Source organism: Pseudoalteromonas simplex, from assembly GCF_015278155.1.
Lineage (GTDB): Bacteria > Pseudomonadota > Gammaproteobacteria > Enterobacterales > Alteromonadaceae > Pseudoalteromonas > Pseudoalteromonas simplex.
Genome location: NZ_JADILN010000010.1, coordinates 1 through 13,406, shown reverse-complemented (window position 1 = coordinate 13,406; position 13,406 = coordinate 1). Strand labels below are relative to the sequence as shown.

Annotated in this window: 14 protein-coding genes; 6 read left to right on the top strand and 8 right to left on the bottom strand. The window is 42.4% G+C overall.

Features of this window, described 5'->3' with window-relative positions; translation table 11 throughout:
* Positions 1 to 111: 111 nt before the first annotated feature.
* The 8 genes from IRQ78_RS16255 to pspA form a co-directional block, all read right to left on the bottom strand.
* Positions 112 to 456, bottom strand: a complete 345-nt coding sequence (locus IRQ78_RS16255) for a 4a-hydroxytetrahydrobiopterin dehydratase (RefSeq protein WP_194442686.1) — start codon at positions 454 to 456, stop codon at positions 112 to 114.
* A gap of 9 nt (positions 457 to 465) precedes the next feature.
* On the bottom strand, positions 466 to 1,263 hold the full coding sequence (gene phhA, locus IRQ78_RS16250; protein WP_054553132.1) for a phenylalanine 4-monooxygenase: 798 nt from the start codon (positions 1,261 to 1,263) through the stop codon (positions 466 to 468).
* 226 nt (positions 1,264 to 1,489) lie between these two features.
* A complete protein-coding gene (gene megL, locus IRQ78_RS16245; RefSeq protein ID WP_063529998.1) occupies positions 1,490 to 2,671 on the bottom strand; it encodes a methionine gamma-lyase in 1,182 nt (393 codons plus the stop codon).
* 134 nt (positions 2,672 to 2,805) lie between these two features.
* The gene (locus tag IRQ78_RS16240) at positions 2,806 to 3,840 is read right to left on the bottom strand and encodes a YcjF family protein (RefSeq protein ID WP_194442685.1); all 1,035 of its coding nucleotides are present in this window, start codon (positions 3,838 to 3,840) and stop codon (positions 2,806 to 2,808) included.
* Positions 3,837 to 5,249, bottom strand: a complete 1,413-nt coding sequence (locus IRQ78_RS16235) for a YcjX family GTP-binding protein (RefSeq protein WP_194442684.1) — start codon at positions 5,247 to 5,249, stop codon at positions 3,837 to 3,839. The genes IRQ78_RS16240 and IRQ78_RS16235 overlap by 4 nt, the downstream gene beginning before the upstream one ends.
* Positions 5,250 to 5,311: 62 nt before the next feature.
* A complete protein-coding gene (pspC, locus tag IRQ78_RS16230) occupies positions 5,312 to 5,713 on the bottom strand; it encodes an envelope stress response membrane protein PspC (protein ID WP_054553136.1) in 402 nt (133 codons plus the stop codon).
* Entirely contained in the window at positions 5,710 to 5,943 is a 234-nt protein-coding gene (gene pspB / locus IRQ78_RS16225; protein WP_036969793.1) for an envelope stress response membrane protein PspB, read from the bottom strand. The genes pspC and pspB overlap by 4 nt, the downstream gene beginning before the upstream one ends.
* A 57-nt stretch (positions 5,944 to 6,000) precedes the next feature.
* On the bottom strand, positions 6,001 to 6,663 hold the full coding sequence (pspA, locus tag IRQ78_RS16220) for a phage shock protein PspA (protein ID WP_054553137.1): 663 nt from the start codon (positions 6,661 to 6,663) through the stop codon (positions 6,001 to 6,003).
* Positions 6,664 to 6,851: 188 nt separating this feature from the next.
* Between pspA and pspF the strand changes: the two genes are divergently transcribed.
* Genes pspF through IRQ78_RS16190 form a run of 6 tightly spaced genes read left to right on the top strand, consistent with a single transcriptional unit; the run spans position 6,852 to position 13,218 of the window.
* On the top strand, positions 6,852 to 7,925 hold the full coding sequence (pspF, locus tag IRQ78_RS16215; protein ID WP_054562065.1) for a phage shock protein operon transcriptional activator: 1,074 nt from the start codon (positions 6,852 to 6,854) through the stop codon (positions 7,923 to 7,925).
* A 15-nt stretch (positions 7,926 to 7,940) separates the two neighbouring features.
* Positions 7,941 to 9,548 carry an ABC transporter substrate-binding protein gene (locus IRQ78_RS16210; RefSeq protein ID WP_194442683.1) on the top strand — a complete coding sequence of 536 codons (1,608 nt, stop codon included), beginning with the start codon at positions 7,941 to 7,943 and terminating at the stop codon, positions 9,546 to 9,548.
* Positions 9,548 to 10,582: an ABC transporter permease gene (locus tag IRQ78_RS16205; protein ID WP_054553140.1), complete on the top strand. Its 1,035-nt coding sequence runs from the start codon at positions 9,548 to 9,550 to the stop codon at positions 10,580 to 10,582. Before IRQ78_RS16210 ends, IRQ78_RS16205 begins: the two co-directional genes overlap by 1 nt.
* Positions 10,569 to 11,462, top strand: a complete 894-nt coding sequence (locus tag IRQ78_RS16200; protein ID WP_054553141.1) for an ABC transporter permease subunit — start codon at positions 10,569 to 10,571, stop codon at positions 11,460 to 11,462. The genes IRQ78_RS16205 and IRQ78_RS16200 overlap by 14 nt, the downstream gene beginning before the upstream one ends.
* A gap of 2 nt (positions 11,463 to 11,464) precedes the next feature.
* Entirely contained in the window at positions 11,465 to 12,457 is a 993-nt protein-coding gene (locus IRQ78_RS16195; RefSeq protein ID WP_054553142.1) for a peptide ABC transporter ATP-binding protein, read from the top strand.
* The gene (locus IRQ78_RS16190) at positions 12,457 to 13,218 is read left to right on the top strand and encodes an ATP-binding cassette domain-containing protein (protein ID WP_054553143.1); all 762 of its coding nucleotides are present in this window, start codon (positions 12,457 to 12,459) and stop codon (positions 13,216 to 13,218) included. Before IRQ78_RS16195 ends, IRQ78_RS16190 begins: the two co-directional genes overlap by 1 nt.
* Positions 13,219 to 13,406 lie beyond the last annotated feature (188 nt).

Sequence of the window (13,406 nt, the reverse complement as noted above, 5' to 3'; positions counted from 1 at the left end):
TTCTAGTGTTCTCGCAAAGATAAGAACCTAATGTTAATTCTTGGGCTCTAAAAAAGCAAAAAGGCGCAACCTGAGGTTACGCCTTTTATCGTTCTGGGCAGAACTTAAAATTTACAGTGCAGCGAATACATCGTCTGTTTTAGCAGCACAGATAAAATCATTTTTGTGTAATCCTTTGATAGAGTGGCTCCACCAAGTAACGGTTACTTTGCCCCACTCGGTTAACAGACCTGGGTGGTGACCTTCTTCTTCAGCCATAGCGCCTACTTTATTAGTGAACTCAAGTGCTTGTTTGAAGTTTTTAAACTTGTAAACACGCTCTAATTGCATAATGCCGTCGCGCACTTCAGGAACCCAGTCTGGGATCATTTTGATCAATTCTGCTAATTCAGCATCAGATACTTTAGGCGCATCCGCACGACACGCTTCACACTTTTGTGTGCTTAATGAAGACATTATAAATCCTTAACTTGCTAATTTTTCTTTAGGAGGAAACTTTGGCTCATGTAGCCCTAATTCTTTTGCTTTACTCACCAGCGACATGATATCCATTTGTGAAATATCAAATAAGTCATTGATTGAGTTAATGGTGTAGTACACAGGCTGCATAATATCAATACGATAAGGTGTACGTAATACATCAAGCACATTCATCGCATTGATTTCTGGCTTATCTGAATACACATACTGTGTTTCGCCTGGGCTTGATAAAATACCACCACCATAAATACGCAGACCTTGTTCGGTTTGCATTAAACCAAACTCAACGGTAAACCAGTAAAGGCGTGCTAAATAAACACGATCTTTCTTTTCAGCGGCATAACCTAACTGACCATATTTGTGTGTAAACTCAGCAAATGCTGGGTTGGTAAGCATCGCACAATGACCAAAAATCTCGTGGAAGATATCTGGCTCTTGTAAGTAGTCAAACTCTTCACGGCTGCGAATAAAAGTCGCAACTGGGAACTGCTTATTTGCTAGTAATCGAAAGAACTCATCAAAATCGATCAATGCCGGAACAGGCGCAACTTGCCAGCCCGTTGTTTCGAGTAACACTTCGTTGAGTTCACTAAGTTGTGGAATACGATCTGTTGGTAAATTAATTTTCTTAAGACCTGCTAAATATTCATCACAGGCTTTACCTTCTATGCAAGCGAGTTGGCGAGCAACTAGCTCAGACCATATTTTATTTTCTTCTTCGCTCCAATGGATAACCCCATTTTCATCAGGTTGCTTGGAGGTGTAATTACTTGCTTTAGCCATAATAACCTTCTTCGTTAAATCTTGATCAGCATTGATCAGAATCTCATTAACTTGTTAAGCCGATACTATTTAAAAGTAAGCGAAATTTTAATAGTTAAGGCTGTTTCTAAGGTTTGCAGAAACAGCCTTAACGTAAAGTTAAAATTACACCAAAAGATCAAAAAGTTTACACACCGCATTTTTAGAGGGATAAAAGCAACCGCAACCGTAAACTTTAAATTACATCCTAACCAATGAATGTAAATGCAGTTTTAAGATCGTTAATAATGTCGTTAACATCCTCAAGACCAACTGATAATCGAATTAAGCCATCACTGATCCCAGCAGCTGCTCTTTCTTCAGGTGTATAAGGCGAATGTGTCATCGATGCAGGATGTTGAATGAGGGTTTCAGCATCCCCTAAACTCACAGCAAGCGTGCAAAGCTGGGTGTTATTTATAAATGTTTCGCCATCTTCAAGGCTGCCTTTTATCTCAAAGGCAATAACACCACCAGCGGCTTTCATCTGTGAGCCAATAAATTGATGACCCGGATGTGATTTAAGCCCAGGGTAATAAACTTGGCTAACTAACGGGTGTTGCTCTAAATATTCAGCAACTACTTGGGCACTCGCACAGTGGCGTTCCATGCGTACAGCAAGGGTTTTTAAACCACGATTAATTAACCATGCATCATGGGGGCTAATCGTTGCACCAATATCTTTTAGCACCGTCATTTTTATCAGGTTGATATGCTCCTCTGTGCCGCACACAAGTCCTGCTACCACATCACCATGGCCATTTAGGTATTTAGTTGCGCTGTGTACCACAATATCAATACCAAACGAGGTAGGTTGCTGTAGCAGAGGCGTTAAGAAGGTATTGTCGATAACGCTTATCAGTTGATGCTGTTTGGCAACATCGGCAATTAAACTTAAATCAAGCACCGCCATGGTCGGATTAATTGGTGTTTCAGCAAAAATCATTTTTGAATTGGCTTTAACCGCGCCGCGAAGTTCAGCCTCGTTGGTCATATCAACAAAAGTAACTTCGATACCAAAGCGCGGCAACATGTGAGCAAAAAATGCAAAAGTACAACCGTATAACGCGCTTGATGCAACTAGGTGGTCACCTTGTTGTAAAAAGCTAAGCACAGACGCAGACACCGCCCCCATACCCGTTGCTGTAGCAGCCGCTGCTTCACAGTTTTCTAACTGAGCCACTTTTTGTTCTAGCTCTTGGGTTGTCGGATTACCCAAACGGGTATAAATAAAGCCTTGCTCTTCACCAGCAAATCGGGCTGCACCTTGGGCTGCATTAGCAAAAGAGAAGGTAGAGGTTTGATAAAGTGGCGCACTCAGTGCGCCATGTGGATCATTTGGTTTTTCTGGACCATGAATACATTGTGTATGTAAGTGATGCTTAGTCATTGTGTGTTCTCGTTTTTATTATCAGTACTTCATACTCGTAAATAAAACGTAGATACCCACAATGCACAAGCATGCCGGATGCTCAGATGGCTAAATATCACTCAGCCGTTTTTATTAACTGTACACAAAAGTTGTCATTTTGTATTTTCGGTCTCTTTGTCGCTGGTACGTGAGGCAATTTTACGGGCAATACTATTGGCGGTTTCTTTTAGCAAGCTGCGCTTATGCTCTAAGCGAGGTAACGGGCGACTAAGCTCCATCGCTTTATACCCTATACGCGCGGTAAAAATACCTGCACTTAGCCCTTGCGCTGCACGGCCCGACAATTTCCCCAGTAATTCAGCGCTTAGTGCCGTTGCTGCTAAATCTGAAACTAACTCTGCACTACCAACAAACAACACTTGTTTCACTAATAAGCGGTACAATTTAATACGGCTTGCATAACCAAAACCAATACCGTAAATACGGCCAATTTGCTCAATGAGCTTAGTGCCACGCCATAGCACCGCCATCATATCGACTAAAGCCAGTGGGCTTAACGCAACCAATAAACCAGACTCAGTGGCAAAACGGTTAATCAGTTTTTTCGCTTGCTGATCTTGGCTTACCAATAAGCTATCGGCGTATAAGGTCATGATTTCTTTATCGGTATGATGACTCGCTATTTGCTGCTTAAACTCTTCAAACCCAGTAAGCGTTTGATGTTTATTAAGCTTTTCTAGCCACGGTAGTGCTTCACCTACTTGCTCGCTATTGAGTAAGCGGTCGGCCTCGGTACGATGTAATTGATTGCGCTTTAAACTTCTTAGCATGCGGTACTCGCGCCAAATAACACGGGCAATCAGTAGCGCACCACTGAGAACAGCCGTTAAATACACCGAACCTAAAATAATTGATTGCTGAAACGTCACAAACAATGACAGCGCAAACTCAAGTAACACTAAAACTAAAAAGCTAACAACAAACACTCCTTTTAGGGTTTGCCATTTCGACTTTTTATACACGGGCTCAAGCTCAATGCTATCTTGCTGATCTTCTTCAGTGTCGATAAATTCGGCGTTTTCTATCACTTTAGCAACAGTTAACTCCTCTGCAGGAGCTTCGTTGCTTGCAGAGCTTGAAATACGGCGACCTGCCTGAAAGTTCATCTCCTTTGGTTGCTCACTCATGTTAGTTTATCTCCTATCAGGTACTGCATGACATGATCTAAACGAATATGCTTTAACCGTTTATCAGGGCATGGCAGTGGCGAAAACGATAAGAACTCAAAGCCCTGTTTTGGCCACTCTTGTTTGTTGAGCAGGCGTGACGGTGGTTGCGGTGGTAAATACGTTAGCCATTCTTGTTCGCCTAAAGGCTTGCCATAAATACAAGCTAACTGTTGGCCTTTTTCAGCCACTTGGCGCGGCTCTGTAGCGCAGATAGATGACATTGCCATGGTTTCGATTTGCACGCCTTCGAACTTTAAATGATTCGTTTGGTCATGCACGATTGAATCAAGCAATAGCGCTAAGTCTTTATGATATTGCGCACTAATATGATCTGACTTATTGGCCGCAAACAGTAGCTTGTTGATGTTTGGTTTAAACAAACGTTTAAAGAAGCTTGCTTCACCATAATTAAAATGGGCCAACAATTGGTTAATAACACGGCTTTGCTCATGCAGGGTTTCGCTGCCTTCATTCAAAGCACTGAGCACATCCACTAGCACAATTTGTCGGTCAAAATGACGAAAATGCTGCTCGTAAAAAGGTTTTACAACCTCTTTTACATAGGCTTTATAGCGCTTTTTAAGGTGCGCTAGATTCGACCCTTCGATTATTTCGTCAGGCACATTCGCAACCGGAAAAAACTGCAGTAGCGGCGCTCCTTTAAGCTCGCCTGGCATCAGCATGCGACCAGGTTGCAGCATGGCAAGTTTGGTGTCTTTTTTAAGGCCTACTAACAACTGCTGATAAAGCGCAGCGACATCAGCAAGTTGGCTCTCATCAACACTGGCTGATAGATCAAGTTCAGCAAGGGCGGTTAAAAATGGCTTCGCTTTTTCGTTGCGTGCTGTTTGTTGCAAGAGTGAGTATTGTGACTCACACCAATCAGCAAATGATTGCTCTAGCATTGGCAAATCAAGTAGCCATTCACCTGGGTAATCAATAATGTCTAAATAGAGCGTTGACTGCGGTGCAAAGTGACCGCGTAGTCCCGAATTACTTTGGTACTTAATTGCCAAACGTAGCGTATTTATACGCTCGGTAGAGGCAGGCCATGCGGGCTCACCTTCAACAGGTAATAACGCTGATAATGCATTTGTGTATTCAAATGTCGGTATTGTCAGTGCTTGCTGCGGCACTATTTTTGTGGCGATATGACGCTTTTCGCGCATCACATCAAAAAAAGGTAAGTTTTTATCGTCAGCTTGGCTGGTTAAATGTTTAACCAAGGCGGTAATAAAAGCGGTTTTGCCGCTGCCACTTAAGCCTGTAACGGCTAACTTCACGTGTTGATCTAAACTACGGTGAAGGGCTTTTTCCGCTTTATTTTTTAACGAATTAAAGGTGTTCTTTGCAAATGATTGGCTCATAAAGTGTCTAGCACCTTATTTGCGCTGGGTATCACGAAGCAAACAAGGTGCGTATATATCCTTTAAAGTTTGTTGATTTCACGGCTAACCGTAAATTCTGTTGATGTGACATAGCGTTCCATCTCTTGTAAACGACCATCAACTCGAGCAAGACGATCTTTTAAGTCTTGCAATGCACGGCGAGGTGGTTCCCCTTTTTGCCATACTTTAAATTTTACTTCAAGCGGGTCTTGGTGAATGCTGTCTGTGCTTTTCTCTGTTTTTTCTGTCGGTTTTTTATCTAAAATAAACCAAGCAGCAATGTAAGCAACAACAATAAATTGACCACCTGATAATAACGCTGCCGAAACAACTAAGATACGTACCAGCCAAAGCTCCATGTTAAAGTAATCACTGATACCTGCACATACACCACCTAACTTGCCACGTTCAGGATCTTTATATAGTTCGCGTTTGATACTCATACTTTACGTCTCCACTGCGGAGCCTCTTGATCAAGTAAGGCTTCTAATGTTTCAACACGCTCTGCCATTTTATCTGCTTTTTGTGCAAGCTCTAATAATTGGCGGTGCTCGTGTTCACTTAAACCTTGGCTCACTTGTTTTTTACTACGGTAATGTAAAATTAGCCAAAGTGGGGCAACAACCACCATAAAAACAATAATCGGTGCCATCAAAACTTCTGCGTCGAACATGGTACTCTCCTGTCAATCCGTTATGTGTTTAAGCATTGGGGGACATGCCCCCATTTATTATTTTTTATCTGCTAGTTTTTTCTTAAGCTCAGCGAGCTCATCATCAATCTTTTCGTCTTGCTGAAGACCAGCAATTTCATCAGCTAATGATTTTTTACCAAGATCATAAGACTCTATTTGTGATTCTAGACCATCGATCTTAGTTTCGTAACGTTCGAAGCGGTTTAAAGCGTCTTCAACTTTAGAGCTGTCGAGTGCTTTTTTAACTTCAAGACGTGACTCAGCAGAGCGTTGACGTAAGATGATTGCTTTTTGACGCGCTTTTGCATCAGCTAGCTTCTCTTGTAACGTGCTCACTTCTTGCTGTAGTTTCTCGATGTGAGACTCTACATGCTCAAGCTCAGTTTCAACCGCTGCGACTGCATCTGCTGACTTTTGCTTTTCAATCAGTGCTGCACGCGCTAAATCATCACGGTCTTTACTTAGTGCTAATTCAGCTTTTTCTTGCCAGTCTGCAACTTGAACTTTTAAAGTTTCAACGCGACGTACTAGCTCTTTTTTCTCAGCAAGTGTTTTTGCTGATGTAGAGCGAACTTCTACTAATGTATCTTCCATCTCTTGGATGATCAGGCGAACCATTTTTTCTGGGTCTTCTGCTTTATCTAAGATGGCATTGATATTAGAATTAACGATGTCTGCAAAACGTGAAAAAATTCCCATAACATTTACCTCTTTGGTGTTTTAACTTAATCAGTTGGTATATCTAGTATCAATATGCTTGCCAACTTTTATAAACTTAGAATAACTTAATACATTCAAACAGTTAAACTAAATTTATAAATTTCTTTAGTTCTCATAGATAATGAAATACACTAGATCTTAGTAAAAATGACTAAGAGTTAGGGAATATGAGCCAATTTCGCCAACAGGATAATTTACTCGGCCAATCTGACAGTTTTTTAAGTGTACTTGATCAAGTTTCGCAACTAGCTAGTTTAGAAAAACCGGTCCTTATTATTGGTGAGCGCGGTACGGGTAAAGAACTCATTGCTGCCCGTTTGCACTTCTTATCTAAGCGTTGGGATCAAAACTATATAAAGCTTAACTGTGCAGCGCTTAACGAAAACCTGCTCGAAAGTGAATTATTTGGTCATGAAAGTGGCGCATTCACTGGTGCCAGTAAACGCCACGAAGGCCGCTTTGAGCGTGCTAATGGCGGTACGCTATTCCTTGATGAATTAGCCAACACCTCGGCGATGGTACAAGAAAAACTACTACGCGTTATTGAATACGGCGAGTTTGAACGCGTTGGTGGTAAGCAAACCGTTAAAGTCGATACCCGTTTAGTCTGTGCGACTAATGAAGACTTACCAACCCTTGCTGAGCAAGGCGAATTTAGAAGCGATTTACTCGACCGCCTCGCTTTTGATGTTATTACCCTGCCCCCGCTGCGTGAACGTCAAGAAGATATCATGTTACTAGCAGAACAATTTGCAATTAACATGGCTCGCGACCTTGAGTGGGAACTATTTAGTGGCTTTACGCGTAGCGCCATCGAAACGCTGCAATCTTACGAGTGGCCGGGTAATATCCGTGAATTAAAGAATGTGGTTGAACGTAGCCTCTATCGTCATGGTAACGAACATATTCCCGTTCACCAGATTATTTTAGACCCATTTGCGAGTAAATTTAGACCTAAACAGCGCGTAAAAGCTGCAGTTAGCAGTGCCCCAGTTGCAAATGTCGAAGCTGCGCCTATCGCCACAACACAAAATCAAGACGTTGTGACACTCAATAAGCCCGACATTCAATTTCCTTGTAATTTAAAGCAGCTGTCTAACGACTTTGAAATTGATGTCATTAAAAAAGCACTTGAACATAGCCAATTTAACCAAAAGAAAACTGCAGAACACTTAGAATTAACGTATCATCAATTACGTGGCTATTTGAAAAAATACAATTTATTAGATCAGCAGCAATAGTTAGAGGCTAATCAGGTGTTTAAACCGTTACTTGCTTTGTCTTTGGTGTGCTTAGTAGGCTGCCTAGATAACGAAGAAAAAACCACAGAACAAAAAAACCAGGGCTTAGTCTATTGCGCTGAAGCAAACCCTGTGTCGTTTAATCCGCAAGTGACAACGACAGGTTCGACTATCGATATTATCGCCAACCAGTTATATGATCGCCTGTTAAGTATTGATCCGGTGTCTGCCGAGTTTAAAGCAGAGCTGGCAACTGATTGGAAAATTAGCCCAGACGGCAAAGCAATTACCTTTACCCTGCGTAAAGGGGTTAAGTTTCACACTACAAAATACTTTACCCCAAGCCGTGATTTTAACGCTGATGATGTAATTTTTACTTTCAGCCGCTTATTTGACGTTTATAACCCTTACCACTTTGTTGGCGATGCCAGCTACCCTTATTTTCAAAGTGTGGGTATTGATCAGCTTATTCGTCGTATTGTGCGTGTTTCTGATTACCAAGTACGGTTTGAGCTTTATAATGCTGAAAGCAGCTTTTTAGCAAACCTTGCAACCGACTTTGCCGTGGTGTTATCGGAAGAATACGCCATGCAGCTTAAAGAGCGAAAACAAGAAAACTTATTTGACCAATACCCAGTGGGTACTGGCCCTTATGTATATAAAGAATATCGTCGCGACCGTTTAATTCGCTATTACCGCAACCCAGACTACTGGAAACATCCTGTAACACTTGAACAACTGGTGTATGACATTACGCCAAACGGCACCACACGCGTTGCGAAAATGCTCACTAAAGAGTGTGATGTGACTGCGCACCCAAGCAGCGCGCAGCTAAGTATTTTATCGCAACGTGAAGACATTAAAGTTCAAAAAGAGCAAAACTTAAATATTGGTTACTGGGCCTTTAATACTGAGCGCCCGCCTTTTGATGATGTACGTGTACGCCAAGCACTCGCCAGCGCCATTGATGTCGATAAAATCATGCAAGCGGTGTATTACGGTAACGGCATTAAGGCACAGTCATTACTGCCTCCGGCTTCGTGGGCATTTGAAGCGCAAAAAGCCATGCCTGAATTTAACCCAGCTCTTGCCAAAACCTTGCTCGCAGAAGCTGGCTACAAAAATGGCTTTGATATGAATATTTGGGCTATGCCGGTAAGCCGTATTTATAATCCAAATGCCCGTAAAATGGCTGAGCTGATGCAAAGTGATTTACGCAAGATTGGTGTAAACGTTAATATCGTCGAGTATGAGTGGAACACCTTTTTACAACGCGTTGGTGAGCATAGACACGATAGTGTGTTACTTGGTTGGGCTGCGGATACGCCAGACCCTGATAATTTTATGAGCCCATTGTTAAGTTGCACCGCAACATTTAGTGGTAAAAACCCTGCCAATTGGTGTCATCCTGAATTTGATTTATTACTTACTCAAGCCCTCGACACCACAGATCTTGAAAAACGAAAACAATACTACAATCAGGCACAGCGGATCATAGTGCAAGAGCTGCCTATTTTGCCGATAGCCCATGGTATGCGCTTTCAAGCAGCAAGTAGTGACGTAAAAGGTATAAATTTAAGCCCGTTCGGCGGCATTTCACTAGCTAACGCGAGGAAAGAATAATGATCCTTGATTATATTCTTCGTCGTCTAGCGTTGTTAATGTTTATGATGCTGACGCTGAGTATTTTTACCTTTTCATTGAGCTTTATGTTCCCGGGTGATGCGCTAACTAACTTAAGCGGTATTACTAATAGTACGTTCTCGCAAACCAGTGTGTTAGAGGAAAAGTTTCACTTTACCGACAACTACGTGGTGCAATACTTTGCCTTTTTAGAACGCATTATTCAGGGGGATTGGGGAATTTCTTTTGCATCTGGTGAGAGTGTATTTCAACATATAAAAGACTTATTTCCAGCAACACTCGAATTGAGTCTTTATGCGCTCATTGTATCCGTCATAGTTGGCGTACCAAGTGGTATTTTAGCCGCTGCCTACTACAAACGTTGGCCTGATAAACTGATAAATTCCGGCACACTTTTTGGCTATTCAATGCCCGTTTTTTGGTTAGCATTGTTACTAATTATGGTGTTTTCCCTGCAACTAGGCTGGTTTCCTATGTCGGGCCGAATGGGCCTTCTTTACGAAATAGAACCAGTTACCGGCTTTATACTTATTGATATCTTTTTAGCTGATTTCCCCTATGATGGCATGGCATTTTTAGATGCAATCCATCATTTAACACTACCTACCATAGTACTTGCTATGTATCCGACCACAGTACTAGTTCGCTTTACCCGTGATTCAATGCTGAAAGTACTCGATCAAAGTTATATTAAAACAGCGCGCGCAAAGGGCTTAAACCGTGCGCAGCTGATTATTCACCACGCTCTGCGTAATGCGCTGCTACCGGTGATTAAACAAATAGGTCTACAGTTTAGTACCTTGATCACCCTTGCGATGATCACCGAGGTTATTTTCTCATGGCCGGGCATTGGTCGTTGGCTTATCGATAGTATTTATCAGCGTGACTACCCTGCAATTCAAGGTGGCTTACTCGCTGTTTCTATGTTCGTTATTTTAGCTACCATTATTGCTGAGCTCACTTATACCTTATTCGACCCATTATCGCGGAACCAAGCACATGGCAAAGTTTAATTTATTCTCTGAAGAGTCGAATAAATCGCCGTTAGCGCGATTTTGGAAGAAATTTAAAACCAATCACCCTGCCCTTGTCGGCTTATGGTTGTTTATTGCTTTAGTGTTACTGGCAGTGTCTGCACCACTCCTTGCACCTTATGGCGTGAACCAGCAACACAGCGATGCACTGCTATTACCGCCATCGTGGCATGATGCAGGTGACGTACGCTTTTTATTAGGCACCGACGATTTAGGCCGAGATGTATTGTCACGTTTAATGAATGGTGCAACTTACACCTTTGGTTTATCGGTTGTCGCAGCTTTGATCACCACAGTGATAGGTGTGTTAGTGGGCACCTTTGCTGGCATTAGCAAAGGTATTCGCTCAAGCTTTTTAAATCACTTGCTTGATATTACCTTATCAATTCCATCATTATTACTGGCCATCATTATTATTGCGATTCTTGGCCCTGGTCTAATGAATACAGTTTGGGCGATTATATTAGCTTTATTGCCTCAGTTTATTCACTCGGTGCGTAACTTAATTGTCGAAGAGCTGAACAAAGATTACATAACAGCATTCAAGCTTGATGGCGCATCCAATTGGCATATTCTTGCTCGTGGTATTTTTCCGAACATTTACGAGCATATTGTGGTTATTTTTACCATGGCGCTTTCTACTGCGATTTTGGATATCTCGGCACTTGGCTTTTTAAAATTGGGCGCCCAGCCCCCCACCACAGAATGGGGCGCTATTTTGGCTGAAAATCTAGGTTTAATTTACCTTGCCCCTTGGACTGTTGGCTTACCAGGCGTATTATTATTTTTAGCAGTGCTGTCTACCAATTTAGTAGGTGACGGTTTACGCCAAGTGCTTAAAGAACGTAAGGCCGACTAATTATGCAATTACTCGATATTCGTAACCTCACTATAGAGTTACGCACTTCAGATACCGTGATTCGTGCGGTGGATAGAGTCAGCATGACCTTAAAAGAAGGCGAAGTACATGCTTTGGTTGGTGAGTCTGGCTCAGGTAAAAGCTTAATTGCAAAAGCCATTGTTGGAGTTTTAAACAAACGTTGGCATATCACTGCAGACCGCATGCATTGGCGTGGCGTGGATTTAATGCGCTTATCTAACGAGCAACGCCGTAAACTCGTAGGTCAAGACATTGCTATGATCTACCAAGATCCAAGCCGCTGCCTAGATCCAACTGCCAAGATATTCGACCAAATTGCCGAGACCTTACCTGAACAAGCAACCAGTGGTTTTTTCTTAAAACGAAACAGACAACGAAAAGACAGAGTAAAAGCGTTAATCCACAAGGTTGGTATTAAAGACCATAAGAAGGTGCTAGACAGCTACCCTCATGAGCTCTCTGAAGGTATTTGTCAAAAAGTGATGATTGCCATGGCCATTGCGCGTACCCCAAAACTATTGATTGCCGATGAGCCAACTACCGCTCTTGAGAGCACCACGCGTGCGCAGGTATTTAGACTGCTAAAAAGCTTAAACCAGCTAAAGAACATGTCGATTTTGATGATCTCTCACGAGCTTGAGGAAATTGTAGAGTGGTCTCATGGCATGCATGTTTTATACTGCGGTCAGATGGTTGAAGCTGGGCCGACTAACAAAATTTTTAGCCAGCCGCGACATCCTTATACCCAAGCACTGTTAAAAAGTTTGCCTGATTATGAGCAAGGGCTTGCTCACAAAGAGCCGTTTTATGCTTTAAAAGGCACCATTCCAACTTTACAACATTTACCTATTGGCTGCCGCTTAGGCCCACGTTGCCCACAAGCACAAAAAGAGTGTGTCGTTACCCCGAAATTGACCAAGCATCATAGCCAGAGTTACGCCTGTCATTTCCCATTAATTAAGGCGATGAAATAATGCAGCCCCTACTCAAAGTTCAAGCATTATCAAAGAGTTTTAATTTACGTGCCGGTTTATTTTCACGTAGAAGCTTTACTGTATTAAAAGATATTTCGTTTTGCTTAGGGCAAGGCGAGACGATCGCCATTATTGGCGAAACTGGCTCAGGTAAAAGTACTCTCGCCAAATTGCTTGCTGGGGCTGATAACGCAGATAAAGGGCAAATTCTACTTGATGGCAATATCATCGAAAATGATGGCTTGCGTGATAACGACTGTCGCCATATTAGGTTGATTTTCCAAGACTCTGAAGCGTCTTTGAATCCAGGTTTAACCATTGGCGATATGCTCAATGACTGTTTACAGTACAACACTGATTTAAACAAAGAAGAGCGTGAAGATAAAATAAAGCAAACCCTCGCAAAAGTGGGCTTGCTTTTAGATCACCAGCACTATTACCCGCATATGTTTAGTAGTGGTCAATTACAACGTATAGCGCTTGCACGGGCTTTAATTTTAGACCCTAAGGTTGTCGTGCTCGATGAAGCGTTATCGTCCCTTGACCCGTCTGTACGCGCACAAACGGTAAACTTATTGCTACGTCTACAAAAAGACACAGGCCTTAGCTATGTACTTATTACGCATCACCTAAGTTTGGTGCGTCATATTAGCGACCAACTTGTGGTACTTGATCACGGTGAGATTGTTGAATACGGCCAAACCGAAGCGATTTTCCAAGACCCCCAATCGGTGGTAACGCAGAAGTTGTTGAACTGTTGATAGTGAGCTGTCAGCTATCAGCCGTAAGCTGTCAGTTTGATTCGGCGTTAAAACGCCTTATATGGACTCCTCCTATTGCACAATACCCTTCGTTAATTTTGTCAGACTGCGTGCTTATATGCGGGCTCATAATGAGGAGCTACCTCGGCCCTTTGATGTATTCGCGCCCTTGTGCCTCTTCTCCTACT